Below are 21,169 nucleotides of genomic sequence, written 5' to 3'. Positions count from 1 at the left end.
CGTTGCCGCAAGGCAATAGCCGGATGGCCGGAGCATGGCATATCAATAATGAGAATAAATATCATTTATGTAGAATCCCGCCATCTTTGACGCCAACCGACTTTCCCGTGTCCATACCCGCCGATAGTGACAGCCGCCAGACGCTGGGCCGCATGTACCTGCAGCACAACCCCTGGCTGGTGGCATGGCTGCAGCGCAAGCTGGGCAACCGCAGCGATGCCGCCGACATCGCGCAGGACACCTTCGCCCGCCTGTGCACGGCAACCCGGGCCCAGGCCCTGCAGGACCTGCGCGAGCCCCGCGCCTACCTGACCATGGTGGCCAAGCGGCTGCTCATCAACCACCTGGAGCGCCAGTCGCTGGAGCAGGCCTACCTGGCCTCGCTGCGGCTGCTGCCCGAGCCCATGGCCCCCTCGCCCGAGGCGCGCGCCATGCTGCTGGAAACCCTGGAGGAGCTGGACGCCCTGCTCGACGAGCTGCCGCCCAAGGTCCGCACTGCCTTTCTGCTGTCCCAGCTCGAAGGCCTGTCTTATGAAGACATCGCGGCGCAGATGGAACTGAGCGTGCGCACCGTGACGCGCTACATGGCCCAGGGCTTCCGGCAGTGCCTGCGCGCCATGCTGGAGGCATGAGCATGGGGCCCGTGGACGCCCGTCTGCTCGACGAGGCCGCGCACTGGCTGGCCCGAAGCCATTCCTCCAGCTTCAGCGCCGCCGAGCAGCAGGAGCTGGCGCGCTGGCGCAGCCGCAGCCCCGAGCACGAGCAGGTGTGGCTGTGCGCCGAACAGTTGCAGGAACGCCTGGGCAGCCTGCCCCCTGCCCTGGGCATGGCGGTGCTCAACCGTCCGCGCCGGCGCAGCAAACGCCGCCAGGCCTTGCGCCACGCCGCGCTGCTGCTGGCCACTCCCGCGCTCGGCTGGCTGGGTTGGCGCCACCTGCCCTGGCAGTCCTGGAGCGCCGACTACCGCACCGCCAGGGGCGAGAGCCGCTCCATCACCCTGGCCGACAGCAGCCGGGTTCTTCTGAACACCGATTCGGCCATCAGCGTCCGCTTCGACACCCAGGCCCGGCGGGTGCGCCAGCATGCCGGGGAAATCCTGGTCGAGACCGCGCACACGGCCGCATACGCCGCCCGGGCCTTCGTGGTCGAGACCGAGGAAGGCCGCATGCAGGCCCTGGGTACGCGGTTCATCGTGCGCAGGCAGCAGGGCAGGACCCGGCTTGCCGTGCTGGAGGGCGCGGTGCGGGTCACGCCGGCACGCTCGGGCAGCTCCGTCATCGTGCAGGCCGGCCAGCAGCTGGCGTTCGATGCGCGCACGGCCGCCACGCCCTCCCCCCTCGCCGCCGCGCCCGACGCCTGGACCCACGGCATGCTGTATGCCGAGCGCATGCGGCTGCAGGACTTCCTGGCCGAGGTGGGCCGCTACCGCGAGGGGTTGCTGCTGTGCGATCCGCAGGTGGCCGAGCTGCGCGTCTCGGGCGCCTTCCAGCTGCGGGACACGGACCGCATTCTGGAGCTGCTGGCCCAGACCCTGCCGGTGAACGTGCGCAGCCGCACGCGCTATTGGGTGACTGTGACGGGGGAATAGCCCCCGCGCTTGCCGCACTGCGTGCGGCGGCGCTGCCCCCGAGGGCCCGTACGGCTTCGCCGTTTTGCCTTGGGGCGGCCCGGCGGCAAAACATGTCCAAGGCCAGGCTTGTCGCGCCGCGTGCGGTGGCGCTGCGCCCCGAGGGGGCCCGTATGGCTTCGCCGTTTTGGCCTGGGCGGCCCGACTGCAGATTTTTTTGTCCTCCGCTGTCCGGTTTTTGCGGCTCGCCTGTCATGTGCAGTGAAGCCTTTCATTTGACAGCGACCAGGATCGAACCTATGCCCGCAATCCGCCTTTCCTCCCCCGGCTCCCTGCCCTGCGCCCCTTCCGTCCTGCCGCCACGGCGGCGGGTGGCGCAGGCCGCCATGACGGCCCTCATCGGCGGCGCCGCGCTGGGCCTGCAGCTGGGCGCGGCGCAGGCGGGGGAGCCCGTGCCGGCCCAGGCTCAGGCCTCCACGTCGTTCCAGATTCCGCCCGGCCCGCTGGGTCCGGCGCTGATGGCCTTTGCCACGCAGGCCGGCATCAATCTGAGCCTGGACCCCGACCGGCTGGGCTCGCTGCGCACCCCGGGCCTGTCCGGGCGCTTTTCCGTTGACGGCGGCTTGGCCGGCCTGCTGCAGGGCACGGGGCTCAGGGCGCGCCAGGCCGGCCCCGGCAACTATGTGCTGGAAGCCGCGCAGGCCGCGACACTCCAGGCCGCCGCCGGCGTGGGTTCAGGTGCCGGTTCTGGCGGGGATACGCGGGCAGGCGATGGCGCCGAGCTGGCAGCCGTCACCGTCACGGCCCGCACCCAGAACAACCTGGTGGCCCCCACGCGCCAGGTCACGGTGCTCGAAGGCGAGGAGGTACAGCAGCTCAGGCAGGGCTCGGACAGCCTGGCCACCGTGCTGAGCAAGGCCGTGCCCGGCATGGCCGATTCCAGCCACACCATCACCGACTACGGCCAGACGCTGCGCGGGCGCAACATGCTCATCCTCGTCGACGGCGTGCCGCTGAACACCAACCGCGACTCCTCCAGGAACCTGGCCAACATCAACCCCGCGGACATAGAGCAGATCGAGGTGCTGCGCGGCAGCAGCGCCATCTACGGCAGCGGCGCGGCCGGCGGCATCATCTCCATCCGCACCAAGCGCCCCAGCGGCGAGGTGCAGGCCGAGACCGTGGTCACCGGCACCGTCCCGCTGTCGCGCCCGCGCGCGGCCGGCCTGGGCGCGGAAGTGCAGCACTACCTGTCCGGCGGCAACGAGAGCGTGGACTACTCGGTGAGCCTGGGCGCCCGCCACAATGGCGGCTCCTACGATGCGCGAGGCGCGCGCATCGCGCCCGAGCCCAGCCAGGGCGACCTGTTCGACTCCAGCATCTACAACGCCTCGGCCAAGGTCGGCTTCAAGCTCGATGCGCGCCAGCGCCTGCAGCTGTCGGCCAGCCACTACAACGCCAGCCAGGACACGGCCTATGCCTCCGACCCTTCGGTGGCCCGGCTGCCCCCCGGCACGGCCGCGGCAAGGCCGATCAAGGGCCTGGAGCTGGCCGACCAGAACCAGATCAGGAACACCATGCTGGGCCTGGACTACGAGAACAGCGACCTGGCGGGCAGCACGCTGGCCGCCCAGCTCTACTACCGCGATTTCTACACGCGCTTTGCCCCCTTCGACGCCCGCGCCGTGCCCGTGCGCGGCGCCAACGTGGACCAGTCCATGCAGAACTCGAACGTGTTCGGCGGCCGCCTGACCGTCAAGACGCCGTTCGGCCAGGACCGCAGCAGCCTGCTGATCTGGGGCGCCGACTTCAACCATGAGCGCACCGACATGCCCATCGACGTGTTCGATCCGCGGGCCTACGACGCCAGCGGCGGCCTGGTGTTCCGCAAGACCGGCCGGCTGACCTACATGCCGCCCGTGACCACGCGCAGCATCGGCGCCTTTGCCCAGCTGCAGCACCGCTTCAGCGACCGGTGGTCGGCCGAGGGCGGCGTGCGCTACGACCGCGCCCAGGCCAGCTTCAACGACTTCACGCCGCTTTCGCAGTCGCGCGTGCCCGATCCCCAGTCCGTGGCCGGCGGCACGGTCAGGTACAGCGCCTGGACCTACAACCTGGGTGCCGTGTACACGCCGGCCAAGGGCCAGGAGTTCTACGCCTCGTACAGCCAGGGCTTCGAGCTGCCCGACATCGGCGTGGTGGTGCGCAATGCCACGCCGGCCTTCAACATCGGCAACTCCAACCTGCAGGCCATCAAGACCGATACCTACGAAATCGGCTGGCGCGGCAAGTTCTCCAACGTCATGGCCAATCTGAGCGTCTTCCAGTCGCAGTCCGACCTGGGCGCCGTGCAGAGCTTCAACAACGGCCTGACGCTGCTGCGCACGCGCGAGAAGATCCACGGCATCGAAGGCGGCCTCGACTACTACAGCGACGACGACCGCTGGAGCGCCGGCGCCAGCCTGACCTGGATGGCGGGCCGCGAGCGCCTGCAGGGCGCCGCCAGCGCCCAGGACATGACGGGCTACCGCATACCGCCGCTCAAGGTCACGGCCTATGCCCAGTACCGGCCCAGCGCCAGCTGGAGCCACAGGGTGCAGCTGACCTCCTACGCCTCCAAGGACTACCGCCTGCAGGGCAGGACCAGCTTCGGGCGCTACGACACCAGCGGCTACACCACGGTGGACCTGATCAGCCAGTGGCGCCTGGATGCCAAGAACCGCGTCTCCTTCGGCGTGGAGAACCTGTTCAACCGCCACTACTTCCCGCTCTACAGCCAGCTGCTGCGCAGCAACAACAACACCAGCCGCCTGCCCGCAGCCGGCGCGGTGCTGAAGATCGGCTACGCCCACACCTGGTGACAGGATGAAGGCGCTGTTTCGCCGGCTGCACCGCTGGTGCGGCCTGACCGTCGCCGGCCTGCTGTGCATCAGCGCGATCACGGGCAGCCTGATCGCCTTCGAGCATGAGCTGGACCGGCTGATCAACCCGCAGCTGTTTCGCACGGGCAACCTGCGGCAGGCCATGCCGGTGGATGCGCTCATCGCCCGCATCGAAGCGCAGGAGCCGCAGGTGCGCGTGGCGCAGATGCCGCTGGACACGCCGCCGGGCGAGGCGCGCGAAGTGCATGTCGCGCCACGCCCGCAGGCGGGCGGGCCGACAGCGGCGCCGCGCTTCGACCGGCTGTTCGTCGATCCGGCCACGGCCCGCATCCTGGGCCGGCGCCAATGGGGCGCCTGGCAGGGCGACCGCGCCCATCTCATGCCCTGGCTCAACCGCTTTCACCGCACGCTGACGCTGCCGGGCCGGCTGGGCAACCGCCTGCTGGGCGGCGCCGCCATCGCGTGGCTGGGCCTGAGCCTGGCGGGCCTGTATCTCACCCTGCCCGCGCGGCAAAGAGGCAGGGCGGCGGCGCTGCCGCGGGGCACGCGCCAGCGCGCCTACCTGGCGCGCTGGCGGCCGGCCTGGCAGATGCCATGGAAGGGCCCGCGCTTTCGCCTCGTCAACGACTTACACCGCGCCCTCGGCCTGTGGCTGCTGCCCCTGGCCCTGTGCAGCGCGCTGACCGGCATCTACCTGAACCTGGGCAACGAGGTCTTCAAGCCGGTGGTCGGCCTCTTCGGCCACATCACGCCCCACCCGCTCGCCCGGCTGTCGCAGCGCGATGGGCGGCAAACCGATGGCCGGCTGCCGGCCGGCGCGCAGCTGCCCGCCGCCCAGGCCCTGGAGCAGGCGCAAAGCCTGCTGCCCGCCGAGGCCCTGCATTACCAGCCCTGGTACCTGGCGCCGCTGCCGCAGCAGGGGGCGTACCGCATCGCCTTCAAGGAGCCGGGCCTGCGGGAGGCGGCCTGGCGCGTGCGCTACGAGCAGGTCTTCATCGACAGCCGCAGCGGCAGCCTGCTGGCGCGCTTCGGCTACCCCAGCGGCACCGGCGCCGACCGCTTTCTGGTCTGGATGTATCCGCTGCATTCGGGCAAGCTCTGGGGCCTGCGCGGGCGCGTGCTCATCTGCCTTGCGGGGCTGGGAACGGCCGCGCTGTGCATCGCGGGAGTCTTGCGCTGGACCTTCAAAAAGAAGAGCTGACACCGCCTGTCCCACAATGAATCCAGACAGGAATCACTGTGGATTTGTTGATGAAAAGGCGATGGCCGCTATCCAGAATGATTCAACGCATCTGCTGCCGCGCGGGCTTCACTCCGCCGCCTGGCGCAGCGTCGTCATCACCGGGCGCTGCAGCACCTCCCGCAGCGCCCACCAGCCGGCCAGCCAGGCCAGCACCGCGCCGGCCAGGGCACCGACCAGCGGCACCCACCACAGCACGTTCCAGCTGAAATCGAACACCCAGCGCGCCAGCGCCCAGCCCACGGCCAGCGCCACGCAGCTGGCCAGAAAACCGGCCATCAGGCCCACGCCCGCCAGCTCCGCGCTCTGCACCTGGCGCAGCAGTCCGGCGCGGGCGCCCACGGCGCGCATGATGGCGTATTCGCGCGCCCGCTCCTCGCGCGTGGCCGTCACGGCCGCGAACAGCACCACCAGGCCGGCGGCCAGCGTGAAGCCGAACAGGAATTCCACGGCACGGATCACCTGGTCCATCACGCGCTGCACCTGGGCCAGCGTGCTGCTCAGATCCACATTGGTGATGTTGGGAAACTCGCGCACCAGCGCATTGTCGAAGCCCGCCACCTCGGGCGCCCGGTAGGCCGCCAGATAGGTGACGGCCACGTTGTCCAGGTGCTGCACCGGATAGATCACGAAGAAGTTGGCGCGCATGGAGCCCCAGTCCACCTTGCGCAGGCTGGTGATCCGTGCCTCGCTGAGCTCGCCGCCGATGTCGAAGCGCAGCACGTCGCCCATGTGCAGGCCCAGCGTCTTGGCAATGCCCTCTTCCACGCTGACGGCGCCGGCCTCGCCCGGCGACCAGCGCCCGGCCACGATCTGGTTGTGCTCAGGCGCCACCGTGGTCGTCGATAGATTGAACTCCCGGTCCACCAGCCGCTTGGCCCGGTCCTCGGCGTAGTCGTCGGGCGAGACCTCGCGGCCGTTGACGGCCACCAGCCGCCCGCGGATCATCGGATACCAGTCGTAGCTGCGCACGCCGGCACGGGCCAGCGCGGCCTGGAAGTCACTGGCCTGGTCGGGCTGCACATTGATCACGAAGCGGTTGGGCGCATTGGCCGGCGTGGCCTGGCGCCAGCTGGCAATCAGGTCGGTGCGCAGCAGCACCAGCAGCACCAGGGCCAGCAGGCCCACGGCCAGGCTGCTGACCTGCACCACGGCATAGGCCGGCCGCGCCGAGACCTGGCGCGTGGCCAGCACCAGCCAGCGCGGCGCCGTGGCCTCGTTGACCAGCCGCCGCAGCAGCCCGACGGCCAGCCAGGCCAGCGCCGCAAACAGCAGCACGGCGGCGGCAAAGCCGCCCACGGCGATCAGGCCCAGCTGCCGGTCGCGGCTCACGGCCATGAGCAGGCCCGCGAAGCCCGCCACGCCCACCACCAGCACCGACAGCGATGCCGGCTTGAGGCTGCCCAGATCGCGCCGCATCACGCGCAGCGGCGGCACCTGGGCCAGCTGCAGCACCGGCGGCAGGCCGAAGGCCAGCAGCAGGGTCATGCCCATGCCCAGCCCCATGAGCGCGGGCCAGATGCCGGCGGCCGGCAGGCTTGTCTGCACCAGCCCCGCCACCATCAGCACGAACACATGGTGGATGGCCCAGCCCAGCAGCACGCCGGCGGCACTGGCCGCCAGTCCCGCCAGCACGAACTCCACCGCATACGCACCGGCAATGCGCCGCTGGCTCTGGCCGAGCACGCGCAGCATGGCCGAAGCATCGAGATGGCTGTTGGCAAAGCCGCGCGCGGCCAGCGCCACGGCCACGGCCGACAGCAGCGCGGCCAGCAGCGCCACCAGGCTCAGGAATTTCTCGGCACGGTCCAGCGTCTGGCGCATCTCGGGGCGGCCGCTTTCCAGCGACTCTATGCGCAGGCCGTGCCCGGCCCTGGTCTGCTCCTGGGCCCAGGCCAGATAGCGCTGCGCGGCCAGCTCTCCCGCTCGGCCCGCTTCGGGCGCTGCGGCCACGGCCAGGCGGTAGGTGATGCGGCTGGCCGGCTGCACCAGGCGCGTGGCGGGCAGGTCGGCGCCGCTGATCATCACGCGCGGCGCAAAGCTCATGAAGCCCGCCCCGCGGTCGGGCTCCATGGCGATGACGTGGGAGAGGCGAAAGCGCGCATCGCCCAGCAGCAGCTCATCGCCGAGCTTCAGGCCCAGCGCCTCCAGCAGCGCGGCATCGACCCAGGCGTGGCCGCTTTCGGGAATCGCCCTGACCTCCAGATCCGGCTGGCCCGGTCCCTGGTTCAGATGCAGCACGCCGCGCAGCGGATAGCCGGGCTCCACGCTTTTGAGCGCCACCAGCTGGCTGGCACCACCCCTGGCCTGGTCGGCCCGCGCCATGGTCGGAAAGCTGGCCGAAGCCACGGTCTGCAGGCCCTGCGCGCGGGCATGCTCGCCAAAGATGGCGGGTGCCGGATTGTCGCTGACCACCACCACGTCGCCGCCCAGCAGCTGGCGCGCATCGCGCTGCAGGCCGCCCTGCAGGCGGTCGGCAAAAAAGCCCACCGAGGTCAGCGCCGCCACGGCCAGCAGCACGGCCACGGCCAGCAGGCGCAGCTCGCCTGCGCGCACATCGCGCCACAGGCTGCGCCAACCCAGAGTCCAGACAGAAGATTCATGCATGCCCCGCACGATAACCGAGGCGCGCTTGCCCCGGCGGTTGCGCGGAATCCGCACACAATGCGGGAAAGAGGAAGGCCATGGAAATATTCATCGTTGTCGCCCTGGGCGCCGCCGTCGCGGGATTCGTGCAGGGGCTTTCGGGCTTTGCCTTCGGCATGGTGGCCATGTCGTTCTGGGCCTGGGTGCTGGAGCCCCGGCTGGCCGCCACGCTGGCCGTGTTCGGTGCGCTCACGGGCCAGCTGGTCGCGGCCTTTTCCGTGCGCCGCGGCTTCGACTGGCGGCAGCTGGCGCCCTTTCTGCTCGGCGGCCTGGCCGGCATTCCGCTGGGCGTGTCGCTGCTGCCGCGCCTGGACATGGACTGGTTCCGCCTCGTCCTGGGGCTGCTGCTGGTGCTCTGGTGCCCGGCCATGCTGCTGTCGCAGCGCCTGCCCCGGCTCGCGGCCGGCGGGCGGCTGGCCGACGGCGCGGTCGGGCTGGCCGGCGGCATCATGGGCGGCATCGGCGGCTTCACCGGCACCCTGCCCACGCTGTGGTGCACGCTGCGCGGCTATGAGCGCGACGTGCAGCGCGCCATCATCCAGAACTTCAACCTGTCCATGCTGCTGGTCACCATGGGCACCTATCTGGCCTCGGGCATCGTCACCCGGTCCATGTGGCCCTGGTTCGCCACCGTGCTGCCGGCCATGCTGATCCCGAGCTTCATCGGCACGCGCGTCTACATCGGCATCAGCGACATGCGCTTTCGCCAGATCGTGCTGGGCCTGCTGACCTTCTCGGGCCTGGCCCTGCTGGTCTCCGCCCTCCCCAAGCTATGGCTGCGCCTGGGCGCCCAGGCGCTCGCATAGAAAACCCCGGCAGGCGGCCACCGGCGGCCGCTGCTGCCCTGGCTCGCCATTGACCATCAGGGCCAGGCGCCGGCCGATCACGGGCGCCGTGAGGCGCCGCACCTGCAACGCGGGCGTGGCCACGCCCTGGGTGTAGAGGCGCGAGATCACGCCCACCGCATGGCCGGCCTGCACCAGGCTGTACAGCGACTCGCTGTAGCGCATGCGCATGGCCTCGTCCAGGGCGATGCGCTGCTGGCGCAGGGTGGCCACGGCCAGTTCGTAGGTGCTGCCGCGCGCGAACAGGGCCAGCCGTTCGCCGCGCAAGGCGCGCCAGCGCAGCGGCCCGCCATCCTGCGCCAGGCGGTGGCCCGGCGGCAGCAGCACGACCAGCTCGTCCTCCATCAGCGGCGTGGTGTGCAGCCCCGCCGGCATGTCCAATTCGGTGGTGATGCCCATGTCCACGGCGCCGCCGCGCAGCTGGGCGATCAGTTCCTCATGCAGGGGATCGGAGATTTCCACTCGCACCTGCGGCTGCTGCCGCTGCCATTGCGCCAGGGCCGGCGCCAGCAGGTGCATGGCCGACGGCAGGCAGGCGATGCGCACGGTCTGCTGGCCGCCGGCCAGCACGGCATGCATCCGGCCCACGCCGCGGTCGAAGCTGGCCACCAGCCACTGCGCCTCATGCAGCAGCGTGCGGCCGGCCTCGGTCAGCGCCATGTGATGCGGCCCGCGGTCCATCAGGCGCGCGCCCAGCAGCGACTCCAGCTCGCGGATGCTGGCCGAGACCGCGGGCTGGCTCAACGACAGCTGCTGGGCCGCCTGGCTGAAGCTGCCGCTTTCCGCCACGGCCAGGAAGGCCCGCAACTGGCGCAGGCTGGGCACATGCAGGTTTGCCATAAATTACCTGGATAGACCTATCAAATTAAATCATTTTATTTATGGCTGCAGTCGGCCTAGCATGCGGGCCATGAATGCTGCCCCCACCTGCGCCACACCCGAGCTGTCCGCCTTTTTGCATGCCATCCCCAAGATGGAGCTGCACTGCCACCTGCTGGGCACCGTGCGCAAGAACACTTTTATCGACCTCGTGCAGCGCGCCAGGGCGCCGCTGACGCTGGAGGAAATCGAGGCCTTCTACACGCGTGGCGAAAAGCCCGTGGGCGTGCTGCGCGTGCTGCGCGCCCTGGACCAGTGGCTGCTGCGCTCGAGCGACGACCTGCACCGCATCACCTACGAATACCTGCAGGACGCGGCCGCGCACAACGTGCGCTATGCCGAGTTCTTCTGGAACCCCACGGGCACGGTGCAGTGCTCGGGCATGCGCTACGAGACCGCCCAGGCCGCCATCCTGGCCGGCGCGGCCGATGCGCTCAAGGACTGCGGCATACGCGGGCGCCTGGTGCCGTCCATCGACCGCGAGGCACCGGCCGCGGCCGCCGTCGAGATGGTCGAATGGATGCTCGCCCACCGCCATGACGAGGTGCCCGGCATAGGCATCGACTACCGCGAGAACGAGCGCCCGCCCGAGCTGTTCGTCGACGCCTATGCGCTGGCCCGCAGGAGCGGCCTCAAGACCACGGCCCACGCCAGCGAATTCGGCCTGCCCTGGAACAATCTCCAGACCGCGCTGGACGTGCTCCAGGTGGACCGCATCGACCACGGCTACACCGTGGTGGACAACCCGGAGCTGGCCCGGCGCTGCGCCGACAGGGGCATCGTGTTCACGGTGGTGCCCACCAATTCCTACTACCTGCGCACGCTCCCGCCCGAGCGCTGGGCGCTGGACCACCCGATCCGCCAGATGCCGGGCCTGGGCCTGCGCGTGCATCCCAATACCGACGACCCCACGCTGCACCATGTCGATCCCACGGGCGCCTGGAGCAAGATGGTCTGCGACTTCGGTTTTTCCATTGACGATCTCAAGGGCTTCATGCTCAACGGCATAGACGCCGCCTGGATCACCCCTGCCGAGCAAGCCGAACTGCGCCGCCAGTGGAGCGCCGAGTTCGATGCGCAGCGCGCCACCCATCTTTCCACCGCACAGGCCTGACCATGTTCCAGTTCAAGAAATCCTTCCCACTCGCCGCCTTCTTCTGCGGCCTTGCGCTGTGCGCCGGCGCTAGCCATGCCGCCGATCCCGCCTGGCCCGCGGCGCGGCCCATCACGCTGATCGTGCCCTTCAGCGCCGGCGGCAGCGTGGACGTGACGGCCCGCCTGGTCGCACAGAAGCTCGGCGAGCGCCTGCACCAGTCCGTGGTCATCGACAACGTGGCCGGCGCCGGCGGCGCCATCGGCGTCAACAAGGGCGTGCATGCGGCCGCCGACGGCTACACCCTGGTCATGGGCGCGGACAGCCCCATCGCCATCGCCAAGCTCGTCAACCCGGCCGCCGTGCGCTACGACGCGCTCAAGGACCTGGCGCCCGTGGCCATGGTCAACACGGCGCCCATGGTGCTGGTGGCCCGCAGCAGCCTGCCGGCCGGCAACCTCGACGAACTGGCCAGGCTGGCCCAGCAGCAGCCCGGCAAGATCAGCTATGCCACCTCGGGCATAGGCACCATCCTGCACCTGGCGACCGAGCGGCTGAGCGAGCGCGCCAAGATGCAGCTGGTCCACGTGCCCTACCGCGGCGGCGGCCAGATCGTGACCGACGTGGTCGGCGGCCAGGTGGACCTGGCCATGCTGATCAGCGTGACGGCCATTCCGCAGATCCAGTCCGGCAAGCTCAAGGCCCTGGCCGTGACTTCGGACAAGCGGCTGCCCGAGTTGCCCAACGTGCCCACCGTGGGCGAGACCCCGGCGCTCAAGGGCTACCAGATGGTGTCCTGGTCCGGCATCTTCGCGCCGGCCCGCACGCCCGCGCCCATCGTCGCCCGGCTCAACCAGGAACTCAATGCCGTGCTCGCCGCGCCCGAGGTCAAGGCCAAGCTCGCCGAGCAGGGCGCCGTGGCGGCCAGCGGCAGCGCGGCGGACTTCGGCGCCTTCGTGCGCAAGGAACAGGCGCGCTACGCGGAAATCGTCAAGAACGCCCATATCTCGGCAGATTGAGCACCGCGATCGACCAAGAACGTATTTACGATCTCTACGCAGCCGCGTTGGAGCGCAATCGGGATGAGTTCGAAGCGATGGCTCGCAGCTTGCACCGGGGTGCAGGCAAGAGACAGCGCGAAGAAATCGCCCGATTGCGCTCCAACCCTTCGGGACATCGGCTTTGCGGCCGCCCGGGTCAGGGGCGGTCTGCATCGTTGCCTAGCCGGCCGCGCCAATCCTCGCAATAGCACGGCTATTGCTGCGGTATCGGATGCGGGGGGCCGCCCCCTAGCATCCCATCCCGCAAGGCCGCTGTCGCGGCGCGAGGAGATCGTAAACACGTTCTAAGGCATGGAGCCTGGAGGTGACCCGCACTTCCTACAATGGCTCCATGCCTTCCGACAACGCACCCATCCCCCAAAGCCTGGAAGAAGTCCAGGCATCGCTGGCCAGGCTCCAGGCCACGGGCCAGCAACTCGAAAACACCGCACAGCAATACGCGCTGAAGATGCAGCGCTCCAGAAAGTGGAACTACCTGGCCGTCGCCATGGCCGTGGCGGTCTGCATCGTGGCCTGGGCCAACCATGCATCGCCGTGGCTGCGCTGGGGCGTTCTGCCGGTCGTGCTGTTCATGGTGCTGTTCTTCGAAGCCATGCGCCGCCTGCTGGGCCTGACCATGCAAAGCAGCCTGCGCCAGCTGCAGCTGCAGATCGGTGGACTGGAGGCTCAGCTGGCTGCCCATCTCAAGGCCCGCGAGCAAGAGGGCCAGCCATGACTGCCGGCCGTCCGTTTCGCGTGCTCATGGTCTGCACGGGGAACATCTGCCGCAGCCCCACGGCCCATGGCGTGCTGGAGAAAATGGTGGCCGATGCCGGCCTGTCCGACCGCATCGCCGTGGACTCCGCCGGCACCCATGGCTACCACGTGGGCGAAGCGCCCGATGCGCGCAGCCAGGCCCATGCCCGAAAACGCGGCTACGACCTGAGCCCGCAGCGCGCGCGCCAGTTGCAGGCCAGCGACTTCGACGATTTCGACCTGGTACTGGTCATGGATGACGCCAACGAGGCCGCCGCCCGCCGCCTGTGCCCCGCCGAGCGGCTGACGCGCCTGCGCCGCCTGACCGATTTCTGCCGCACCCATACCGACCGCGAAGTGCCCGACCCCTACTACGGAGGCGTCCAGGGCTTCGAGCATGTGCTCGACCTGGTGGAAGACGCCTGCGCGGGCGTGCTCGCCTCCGTGCCGCGCGCCTAGGCGGCCCCACCGGTCCGCGCCAGGCGCATCTGCAAGCGCTCAGATGGCCAGCAGCCCGGTGAGCCTGGGCGCGGTCGTGTTCCTGCCCATGGCGCATGCGCCCATGCCCGGGCAGGCGGATACGCGCGCTTTGCGGCAGCGAGGGAGTTAACCCGCCACCCGCCTCGTGGACAGGGCAGCTGCTGCCGGCCTGCGCCCCCAGTTCATGACCACCGTGCCGGCCACGGCCATGGCGCCGCCCACCAGCATGGAGGCATCGATCTCCTCGCCCAGCAGCAAGGCAGAGAACACCACGCCGATCACCGGCACCAGCGTGATATAGCCCGAGGCCGCGCCCGCGCCCAGGGCCTTGACCCCGTCGAAATACCAGGCATAGGCCAGGGCCGTGGCGCCAAAGGCCAGGAACAGCAGGGCCATCCAGGCCTGCCAGGTGCCGTGAAGGGCGGCGGCAAGGCCCGCAGGCCCTTCCACGACCAGACTGGCGGCCAGCAGCAGCACAGCGCCCACGGTGGACGTGACGGCCGTGGCCGAAAGCGCATCCACGCCCGTGAGCAGCCAGCGGCCGATCAGCGTGTACGACACCCAGCAGGCCACGCAGCCCAGGATCAGCGCCTCGCCGGTGCCCACGGCACCTTGCAGGATCTCCAGCGGCCGGCCGTGCGAGATGACGACCACGGCCCCCAGCGCCGCCAGCAGCATGCCCGAGGCGATGACGCGGTTGATGCGCTCCCGAAACAGCCACACGGCCAGCAGCAGCGTGACCACGGGATTGAGCGTGATGACCAGCGCCGCCTTGCCGGCCGGCACATGCTGCAGGCCCAGCAGGAAGAACGAGGCATAGCCGAAAACGCCGGTGGCGCCGGCGGCTCCCATGCCCAGCCAGCGCCTCGCGCTCCAGCCCTTGAGGCCGGCAAAGCCGCCGGCGCAGTACATCCAGGGCAGCAGCACCATGACGGCAAGCACAAAGCGCAGGCTGGCCGCAGCCAGCGGCGGCATGTTCTGGGCGATCACGCGGCCCGCAGGCCAGGAAGCGCCCCAGAGCAGGGCCATGCCGACAAGCCGCAGGTGCGGGCCAAAGGAATCACGGGTCATCATGGCGCGTACTATGTCTTCATGCAGCCTCATAGACAAATGAGCAAACATTCATGACATTCGCCCAACTCGAAGTGTTCGCGGCGCTGGCGCGCGCCGGCAGTTTTTCACGTGCGGCCGCGCTGCTGGGCATTACCCAGAGTGCCGTCAGCCACGCCATGCGCGCGCTGGAGGGGGAGCTTCAGGTCCAGCTGGTGCGGCGCGAAGGCCCCAGCTCCTCGCTGACCGATGCGGGCACGCGCCTGCTGCAGCGCGCCAACGACATCCTGCAGCAGAAAGAGGCGCTGCGCCAGGAAGCCGATGCCGAGCGCGGCATGGCGCGCGGCACGCTGCGCGTGGCCTCGTTCGGCGCGACCTCTTCCTTGCGGCTGCTGCCGCAGCTGCTTGCCGAATATCGGCTCCGCCAGCCGGCCGTGCAGGTCCAGGTGGACGAGCAGAACGACGACACCGTGGTCAAGTGGCTGCTGGAGCGGCGCGTGGAAATCGGCTTCGTGGTGCTGCCCGACGAGCGCTTCGAGACCATCCCCCTGGTCGAGGACGAGCTGGTGGCCCTGCTGCCGGCCGCACACCGGCTCGCGGGCCAGCGCAGCATCCGTGCCGCGGACCTGCAGGGCGAGCCCTTCATCCGCACCTCGGCCGGCTCGGGCGCGCAGATCGACCGATTCCTGGCCGAAGCCGGCGCCCAGCCCGATGCGATCTACCACTTTGAGCAGATGTCCTCGATGCTGGGCTTCGTGGCCCAGGGGCAGGCGACCGCGATCGCCGCGCGGCTGGCCGTGCCCGCAGAGCCGCCGGCCGGCATGGTCTACCGCAGCCTCTCGCCGCGCCAGCGCCGCGTCACGGGCCTGGCCGTGCGCAGCCTGGAGCGCCTGTCGCCGGCCGCGGCCGGCTTTGTGGCGCTGGCGCGCGAGATGGCCAGGAAAAAGCGCTTCGGCTAGATGCGGCAACGCCCGCAGATAGCGGGCGTTGTTCTTCAAGAGGCCAAGGGGCGGGCCGCCGGGCTCAGGTGCCCTGGCTCACCGTGATGGTCGGAAACTTGCTCGTGAAGTCCTTCGCCTTGAGGGCCACCTTCACGGCCAGGTCGCGTGCCACCTTCTTGTAGACCTGGGCAGCCTCGCTCTCGGGCTCGGCCACCACCGTGGGCCTGCCGCTGTCGGCCTGCAGGCGGATCTGCAGCGACAGGGGCAGCGCGCCCAGGTAGTCGATGTGCTGCTCGGCCGCCATCTTCTTGCCGCCGTCGGCGCCGAAGATGTGCTCCACATGGCCGCACTGGGTGCAGACATGGGCCGCCATGTTCTCCACCAGGCCCAGGATGGGCACGCCCACCTTCTCGAACATCTGCACGCCCTTCTTGGCGTCGATCAGCGCGATGTCCTGCGGCGTGGTCACGACCACGGCGCCCGTCATGGGCACGCGCTGGGCCAGGGTCAGCTGGATGTCGCCGGTGCCGGGCGGCATGTCCACCAGCAGATAGTCCAGGTCCTTCCAGTTGGTCTGGCGCAGCATCTGCTCCAGCGCCTGCGTGGCCATGGGGCCGCGCCATATCATGGCCTGGTCGTTGTTGACCAGCAGGCCGATGGACATGACCTGCACGCCGTGGTTCTCGAGCGGCTCCATGGTCTTGCCGTCCGTGCTCTCGGGCTTGCCGGAGACGCCCATCATCATGGGCTGGCTGGGGCCGTAGATGTCGGCATCCAGGATGCCCACGCGCGCGCCCTCGGCGGCCAGCGCCAGGGCGAGATTGGCCGTGGTCGTGCTCTTGCCCACCCCGCCCTTGCCCGAGGAGATGGCGATGATGTTCTTCACGCCCGGCAGCAGCTGCACGCCGCGCTGCACCGCATGGGCCGCGACCTTGGTGGCGATGTTGACGGAGACATTGCCCACGCCTTCGACCGTCCTGGCCGCCGCGATGAACTGGCTGCGCAGCGCGGGCTGCAGGCTCCGGGCCGGATAGCCCATTTCCACCTCGAAGGACACATCGCCGCCGGCGATCTGCAGATTGCGCACGGCGCGCGTGCTCACGAAGTCCTTGCCCGTATGCGGATCGAGCACGCCGGAGAGTGCGGCCAGGAGCGCTTGTTCAGTAACTGCCATTGCTTGTGGAGGATTGTTCTGGTGATTTCTCGGATGAGGGATAGTCTAGCGAACGCTTCCAACCCTAGTGCGTGCCGGCGATCTCCGCCGCCGCGCACAAGGATCGCGGCCATGCGCCGCCGCCCGAGAGACAATGCGGGCTTGCCTTGCGCCCCGCCGGCGCCGTCCCACAGATACCGATAGAGAGACAGTCCGTGAAACTGAAGATGGCCGAAAACTCCTTGTTTGCAATCCTGCTGCGCTCGCGCTGGTGGATCAGCTTTGCGATCTGCGCCGCCGTGGCGCTGGTGTCGCTGGCCGTATTTCCCAAGGACATCTCGCCGTTCGCCGCCCTGGGCGCCTTCCCGTTCTTCATCGTGGGCTGCATGGCGTTCTACAGGCAGATGCGCGCGCCCAGCCCGGTGCGCCTGGCGCAGATCGAGGAGACGCTGCGCCAGCAGTCCTGGAGCGACTTCTGCGCCCAGCTGGAAGCGGCCTGGCAGGCCGAGGGCTATACGGTGCAGCGCCTGGACATGGCCGGAGCCGACCTGCTGCTGGAGCGCAACGGCCAGACCCTGGTGGTCAGCGCCAGGCGCTGGAAGGCGGCCAGCCACGGCGTGGAGCCGCTGCGCGAGCTGGCCGAGGCAGCCCGGCGCCAGCAGGCGGGCGCCAGCGTCTACGTCGCCATGCAGCCCCTGGGCGGCAATGCGGCCACCTGGGCGGCCGAGCATGGCGTGATGGTGCTGGACCGCACTGCGCTGGCAACGCTGATCGCCAAGCCAAAGCGCTGACCCCGGGGAAGCGCCCCAGGACAGGGGCGGCCATTGCAGGCACACTGCGGCCATGGTGGCCGCAAGCATTCCCTCTTTGCCCGTCCCGGGAAATCCCCCCGCCGAAGCCTCCGCGCCGTCCTCCATGATCGCGCGCACCGGCCTGCTGCTCAGCGGCGGCGGCGCGCGCGCCGCCTACCAGGTCGGTGTGCTCGAGGCGATCGCCGAAATCCGCCGCGACTGCGGCCTGCGCCACGGCCCCAACCCCTTTCCCGTGCTGACCGGCACCTCGGCGGGCGCCATCAACGTGACGGCCCTGGCCTGCCACTGCGACCACTTCGACAGCGCCGTGCGGCGCATGGCCCATGTCTGGCGCAACATGCACACCGAGGACATCTACCGTGCCGACTCCCTGAGCGTGCTGCGCAGCGGCGCACGCTGGCTGACCCTGCTGTCTCTGGGCTGGGCCCTGGCCCGCTGGGGCATGACGCGGCCGCGCTCGCTGCTGGACAACACGCCGCTGGAAAAGCTGCTGGCCAGCGATCTCATGCCGTTCGAGCGCCTGCCCCAGCTCGTGGTCGACGGCCATCTGCATGCGCTGGCCATCACGGCCTCAAGCTACAGCAGCGGCCAGCACGTCACCTTCTTCCAGACCCGGCAGGCGCTCAGTCCCTGGGTGCGCAACCAGCGCCGGGCCGTACCGGCCCAGCTGGGCCGCGAGCACCTGCTGGCCTCGGCCGCCCTGCCCTTTCTCTTTCCGGCCGTGGCTCTGCCGCTGGACGGCCATGTGGAATATTTCGGCGACGGCTCCATGCGCCAGACGGCGCCGCTGGCCCCGGCCATCCACCTGGGCGCGCAGAAGATCATGGTGATCGACCCGGGCCGGCGGCGCGGCCAGCCGGGCGAGCAGCCCGTGGCCGACGCCGGCTACCCCACGCTGGCCCAGGTGGCCGGCCATGCGCTGTCGAGCATCTTCCTGGACACGCTGAACGTGGACATAGAGCGCGCGGAGCGCATCAACCAGACGCTGGCGCTGATCTCGCCGGCCGAGCGCGTGCACAGCCAGCTGCGCCCCATCGAGGTGCTGAGCATCACGCCGTCCGAACCCGTGGACGACATTGCCACGCGCCATATCGACCAGCTGCCGCTGTCGGTGCGCGCGCTGCTGAGCACGCTGGGCGTGCGCAGCCACGCGGGCGACGCCATGCGCGACGGCGCGCTGGCCAGCTATCTTCTGTTCGAGCAAAGCTACACACGCGAGCTGCTGGCGCTGGGGCGGCGCGACGCGCTGGCGCGCAGCGGCGAGATCGCCGAGTTCCTGGGCTGGCCCGGGCCCCGGCATGTCCCGGCGGCGCCGGCACCGGACGAATGAGCCACGCTACCCAATCAGGAGCACCTGGCGCCTTCCGTCCAATGGATTGAGCATGGATATTCATTGATCTTCAATCAGATCACGCGCAGGAAGCTTCTTTTTCAGGAGCATTCCGCGGAAGCCGGCAGCCGCGCCGCCCCTGACAAGACCCGGCAGCCGGCGGCCTGCGGCGCGCGCTTCTAAAATGCCGGGTTCACCGTGAAAGCAGTTTTTCCCATGACCGCACGCAAAATCTTCGTCACCACCGCCCTGCCGTATGCCAACGGCAATTTCCACATCGGCCACATCATGGAATACATCCAGGCCGACACCTGGGTGCGTGCGCAGCGAATGCAGGGCAATGCGGTCAACTTCGTGGGCGCCGACGATGCCCACGGCGCGCCCATCATGATCGCGGCCGAGAAGGCCGGCAAGACGCCCCAGCAGTTCGTGGCCGACATCGCCGCGGGCCGCAAGCAGTACCTTGACGGCTTCCACATCGCCTTCGACAACTGGAGCAACACCGACAGCCCCGAGAACCACGAGCTGTCCAGGCAGATCTACCTGGACCTCAAGAAGGCCGGCTTCATCGAGACGCGCACCATCGAGCAGTTCTTCGACCCCGAGAAGAACATGTTCCTGCCCGACCGCTTCATCAAGGGCGAATGCCCGCGCTGCCACGCCAAGGACCAGTACGGCGACAACTGCGAGGTCTGCAGCTCGGTCTACGCGCCCACCGACCTGATCAACCCGTACTCGGCCCTGTCGGGCGCCAAGCCCGTCATCAAGACCTCGGAGCACTTCTTCTTCAAGCTCTCGGACCCGCGCGCCGTGGAGTTCCTGACCGAGTGGACGCAGAACGGCCAGCACGTGCAGCCCGAAGTGGCCGCCAAGATCAAGGAATGGTTCGGCGTGCGCACCAATCCCGACGGCAGCACCAGCGAAGGCCTGGACGACTGGGACATCTCGCGCGATGCGCCCTACTTCGGCATCGAGATTCCCGACGCGCCGGGCAAGTACTTCTACGTCTGGCTGGATGCGCCCGTGGGCTACCTGGCCTCGCTCAAGAACCTGCTGAACCGGCGCGGCGAGGACTTTGACGCCTACATGGCCGACCCGGCCCTGGAGCAGTACCACTTCATCGGCAAGGACATCATCACCTTCCACACGCTGTTCTGGCCCGCCATGCTCAAGTTCAGCGGCCGCAAGACGCCGACCCGCATCTGCGTGCACGGCTTCATGACGGTGAACAACGGCGAGAAGATGAGCAAGAGCCGCGGCACGGGCCTGGACCCGCTCAAGTACCTGGCGCTGAACATGAACCCCGAGTGGCTGCGCTACTACCTGGGCGCCAAGCTCAACGGCAGGAACGAAGACATCGACTTCAACCCCGAAGACTTCATGCTGCGCGTCAACTCCGACCTGATCGGCAAGTACGTGAACATCGCCAGCCGCGCCGCGGGCTTTATCGCCAAGCGCTTCGGCGGCAGGCTGGGCGCCGTCAGCGAGGACGGCCAGGCCCTGCTGGCCCAGCTGCGCGAGCAAAAGGACGCCATCGTGACCGCCTACGAGGCCCGCGACACGGCCCGCGCCGCGCGCGAGATCATGCTGCTGTGCGACAAGGTCAACAGCTATGTGGACGCCAACAAGCCCTGGGAACTGGCCAAGAAGGAAGGCATGGAGGCGCGCCTGCAGGATGTGTGCTCCACCTGCATCGAAGCCTTCCGCATCCTGACCATCTACCTCAAGCCCATCCTGCCCGGCGTGGCCGCCGAAGTGGCGAACTTCCTCATCGTGCCGCCCGAAAGCTTTGCCGACGTGGACCAGCCCCTGGGCCAGGACCACCAGATCGGCGAATACAAGCACCTGATGCAGCGCGTCGACCCCAAGCAGCTCGAAGCCCTGTTCGAAGCGCCCGCCGGCCAGGCCGCAGCTGCGGCCGAGCCCGCCAAGGCCGACAAGAAGGCAGCGAAAAAAGCCGAGCCCGCGATCGACCCCCATGCCCCCGGCGGCGAACCCCTGGCCGAGACCATCGGCATCGAGGACTTTGCCAAGGTGGACCTGCGCATCGCCAGAATTCTGGAGTGCAAGGCCGTGGAAGGTTCGACCAAGCTGCTGCAGCTGACGCTGGATGTGGGTGAAAAGGACGAGAGCGGCCAGCCCAGGACACGCAATGTGTTCAGCGGCATCAGCAGCATGTACCAGCCCGAGCAGCTGCAGGGCAAGCTCACCGTGATGGTGGCCAACCTCGCGCCGCGCAAGATGAAGTTCGGCATTTCCGAAGGCATGGTGCTGGCCGCCAGCCACGCCGACGAGAAAGCCCAGCCCGGCATCTATGTGCTGGAGCCCTTCCCCGGCGCCACACCGGGCATGAGAATCCATTGATGCCCCCTGAGTCGCTTCGCGCCTTCCCCCATAGGGGGACGACACCCTCGCTGCGGGGCGGCCCTTGCTTGGTGTCCCTCCTGCAGGACAG

The 21,169-nt window shown here is 69.2% G+C and carries 17 protein-coding genes; 13 read left to right on the top strand and 4 right to left on the bottom strand.

Features of this window, described 5'->3' with window-relative positions; translation table 11 throughout:
• The first annotated feature begins 152 nt into the window (after positions 1-152).
• The 4 genes from Cte04_RS12625 (at position 153) to Cte04_RS12610 (ending at position 5,650) form a co-directional block, all read left to right on the top strand.
• A complete protein-coding gene (locus tag Cte04_RS12625) occupies positions 153-632 on the top strand; it encodes a sigma-70 family RNA polymerase sigma factor (RefSeq protein WP_066478166.1) in 480 nt (159 codons plus the stop codon).
• Positions 629-1,588: a FecR domain-containing protein gene (locus tag Cte04_RS12620; RefSeq protein ID WP_245633361.1), complete on the top strand. Its 960-nt coding sequence runs from the start codon at positions 629-631 to the stop codon at positions 1,586-1,588. The genes Cte04_RS12625 and Cte04_RS12620 overlap by 4 nt, the downstream gene beginning before the upstream one ends.
• Positions 1,589-1,953: 365 nt before the next feature.
• Positions 1,954-4,428: a TonB-dependent receptor gene (locus Cte04_RS12615; protein ID WP_370671032.1), complete on the top strand. Its 2,475-nt coding sequence runs from the start codon at positions 1,954-1,956 to the stop codon at positions 4,426-4,428.
• 4 nt (positions 4,429-4,432) lie between these two features.
• Positions 4,433-5,650: a PepSY-associated TM helix domain-containing protein gene (locus Cte04_RS12610; protein WP_066477927.1), complete on the top strand. Its 1,218-nt coding sequence runs from the start codon at positions 4,433-4,435 to the stop codon at positions 5,648-5,650.
• Between the two features lie 108 nt (positions 5,651-5,758).
• Here Cte04_RS12610 and Cte04_RS12605 read toward each other — a convergent pair whose 3' ends face one another.
• Positions 5,759-8,296 (bottom strand): ABC transporter permease, encoded by a 2,538-nt coding sequence (locus tag Cte04_RS12605; RefSeq protein ID WP_066478162.1) that lies wholly within the window; start codon positions 8,294-8,296, stop codon positions 5,759-5,761.
• Between the two features lie 77 nt (positions 8,297-8,373).
• Between Cte04_RS12605 and Cte04_RS12600 the strand changes: the two genes are divergently transcribed.
• Complete coding sequence (locus Cte04_RS12600; protein WP_066477918.1) at positions 8,374-9,141, top strand: sulfite exporter TauE/SafE family protein; 768 nt, start codon at positions 8,374-8,376, stop codon at positions 9,139-9,141.
• Here Cte04_RS12600 and Cte04_RS12595 read toward each other — a convergent pair.
• Positions 9,106-10,020, bottom strand: a complete 915-nt coding sequence (locus Cte04_RS12595) for a LysR family transcriptional regulator (RefSeq protein WP_066477915.1) — start codon at positions 10,018-10,020, stop codon at positions 9,106-9,108. The genes Cte04_RS12600 and Cte04_RS12595 overlap by 36 nt on opposite strands.
• Before the next feature lie 70 nt (positions 10,021-10,090).
• Here Cte04_RS12595 and Cte04_RS12590 point away from each other — a divergent pair, with 70 nt between their 5' ends.
• From Cte04_RS12590 to Cte04_RS12575, 4 genes are all read left to right on the top strand, one after another.
• Positions 10,091-11,173: an adenosine deaminase family protein gene (locus Cte04_RS12590; RefSeq protein ID WP_066477912.1), complete on the top strand. Its 1,083-nt coding sequence runs from the start codon at positions 10,091-10,093 to the stop codon at positions 11,171-11,173.
• Between the two features lie 2 nt (positions 11,174-11,175).
• Entirely contained in the window at positions 11,176-12,171 is a 996-nt protein-coding gene (locus tag Cte04_RS12585; protein WP_066477909.1) for a Bug family tripartite tricarboxylate transporter substrate binding protein, read from the top strand.
• A gap of 373 nt (positions 12,172-12,544) precedes the next feature.
• A complete protein-coding gene (locus Cte04_RS12580) occupies positions 12,545-12,928 on the top strand; it encodes a hypothetical protein (RefSeq protein ID WP_066477900.1) in 384 nt (127 codons plus the stop codon).
• Entirely contained in the window at positions 12,925-13,407 is a 483-nt protein-coding gene (locus Cte04_RS12575; protein ID WP_174522922.1) for a low molecular weight protein-tyrosine-phosphatase, read from the top strand. The genes Cte04_RS12580 and Cte04_RS12575 overlap by 4 nt, the downstream gene beginning before the upstream one ends.
• A gap of 147 nt (positions 13,408-13,554) precedes the next feature.
• On the opposite strand, the gene Cte04_RS12570 is transcribed toward Cte04_RS12575, so the two are convergent.
• Positions 13,555-14,502 (bottom strand): DMT family transporter, encoded by a 948-nt coding sequence (locus Cte04_RS12570; RefSeq protein WP_066478157.1) that lies wholly within the window; start codon positions 14,500-14,502, stop codon positions 13,555-13,557.
• 50 nt (positions 14,503-14,552) lie between these two features.
• Between Cte04_RS12570 and Cte04_RS12565 the strand changes: the two genes are divergently transcribed.
• Positions 14,553-15,437, top strand: coding sequence for a LysR family transcriptional regulator (locus Cte04_RS12565; protein ID WP_066477897.1), 885 nt, complete (start codon positions 14,553-14,555; stop codon positions 15,435-15,437).
• A gap of 64 nt (positions 15,438-15,501) precedes the next feature.
• Here the strand turns inward: Cte04_RS12565 and apbC are convergent, their stop codons facing one another.
• Positions 15,502-16,593: an iron-sulfur cluster carrier protein ApbC gene (gene apbC, locus Cte04_RS12560; protein WP_066477894.1), complete on the bottom strand. Its 1,092-nt coding sequence runs from the start codon at positions 16,591-16,593 to the stop codon at positions 15,502-15,504.
• A gap of 206 nt (positions 16,594-16,799) precedes the next feature.
• Here apbC and Cte04_RS12555 point away from each other — a divergent pair, with 206 nt between their 5' ends.
• From Cte04_RS12555 to metG, 3 genes are all read left to right on the top strand, one after another.
• Entirely contained in the window at positions 16,800-17,363 is a 564-nt protein-coding gene (locus tag Cte04_RS12555; RefSeq protein ID WP_066478154.1) for a restriction endonuclease, read from the top strand.
• 124 nt (positions 17,364-17,487) lie between these two features.
• Positions 17,488-18,714 carry a patatin-like phospholipase family protein gene (locus Cte04_RS12550; RefSeq protein ID WP_245633360.1) on the top strand — a complete coding sequence of 409 codons (1,227 nt, stop codon included), beginning with the start codon at positions 17,488-17,490 and terminating at the stop codon, positions 18,712-18,714.
• Between the two features lie 216 nt (positions 18,715-18,930).
• A complete protein-coding gene (metG, locus tag Cte04_RS12545) occupies positions 18,931-21,078 on the top strand; it encodes a methionine--tRNA ligase (RefSeq protein ID WP_066477881.1) in 2,148 nt (715 codons plus the stop codon).
• Positions 21,079-21,169 lie beyond the last annotated feature (91 nt).

The organism is Comamonas terrae, from assembly GCF_001544075.1.
GTDB lineage: Bacteria > Pseudomonadota > Gammaproteobacteria > Burkholderiales > Burkholderiaceae_C > Comamonas > Comamonas terrae.
The sequence above is the reverse complement of the archived record's forward strand: the minus strand, read 5'-3'. Positions and strand labels throughout refer to the sequence as shown.

Coding starts and splice junctions, on each gene's coding strand:
- Cte04_RS12580 (WP_066477900.1), top strand. CDS start 12,545: ATGCCTTCCGACAACGCACCCATCCCCCAAAGCCTGGAAGAAGTCCAG.
- Cte04_RS12570 (WP_066478157.1), bottom strand. CDS start 14,502: ATGATGACCCGTGATTCCTTTGGCCCGCACCTGCGGCTTGTCGGCATG.
- Cte04_RS12615 (WP_370671032.1), top strand. CDS start 1,954: ATGACGGCCCTCATCGGCGGCGCCGCGCTGGGCCTGCAGCTGGGCGCG.
- Cte04_RS12605 (WP_066478162.1), bottom strand. CDS start 8,296: ATGCATGAATCTTCTGTCTGGACTCTGGGTTGGCGCAGCCTGTGGCGC.
- Cte04_RS12575 (WP_174522922.1), top strand. CDS start 12,925: ATGACTGCCGGCCGTCCGTTTCGCGTGCTCATGGTCTGCACGGGGAAC.
- Cte04_RS12620 (WP_245633361.1), top strand. CDS start 629: ATGAGCATGGGGCCCGTGGACGCCCGTCTGCTCGACGAGGCCGCGCAC.
- Cte04_RS12625 (WP_066478166.1), top strand. CDS start 153: ATGTACCTGCAGCACAACCCCTGGCTGGTGGCATGGCTGCAGCGCAAG.
- Cte04_RS12610 (WP_066477927.1), top strand. CDS start 4,433: ATGAAGGCGCTGTTTCGCCGGCTGCACCGCTGGTGCGGCCTGACCGTC.
- Cte04_RS12555 (WP_066478154.1), top strand. CDS start 16,800: ATGGCCGAAAACTCCTTGTTTGCAATCCTGCTGCGCTCGCGCTGGTGG.
- Cte04_RS12595 (WP_066477915.1), bottom strand. CDS start 10,020: ATGGCAAACCTGCATGTGCCCAGCCTGCGCCAGTTGCGGGCCTTCCTG.
- apbC (WP_066477894.1), bottom strand. CDS start 16,593: ATGGCAGTTACTGAACAAGCGCTCCTGGCCGCACTCTCCGGCGTGCTC.
- Cte04_RS12585 (WP_066477909.1), top strand. CDS start 11,176: ATGTTCCAGTTCAAGAAATCCTTCCCACTCGCCGCCTTCTTCTGCGGC.
- Cte04_RS12590 (WP_066477912.1), top strand. CDS start 10,091: ATGAATGCTGCCCCCACCTGCGCCACACCCGAGCTGTCCGCCTTTTTG.
- Cte04_RS12600 (WP_066477918.1), top strand. CDS start 8,374: ATGGAAATATTCATCGTTGTCGCCCTGGGCGCCGCCGTCGCGGGATTC.
- Cte04_RS12550 (WP_245633360.1), top strand. CDS start 17,488: ATGATCGCGCGCACCGGCCTGCTGCTCAGCGGCGGCGGCGCGCGCGCC.
- metG (WP_066477881.1), top strand. CDS start 18,931: ATGACCGCACGCAAAATCTTCGTCACCACCGCCCTGCCGTATGCCAAC.
- Cte04_RS12565 (WP_066477897.1), top strand. CDS start 14,553: ATGACATTCGCCCAACTCGAAGTGTTCGCGGCGCTGGCGCGCGCCGGC.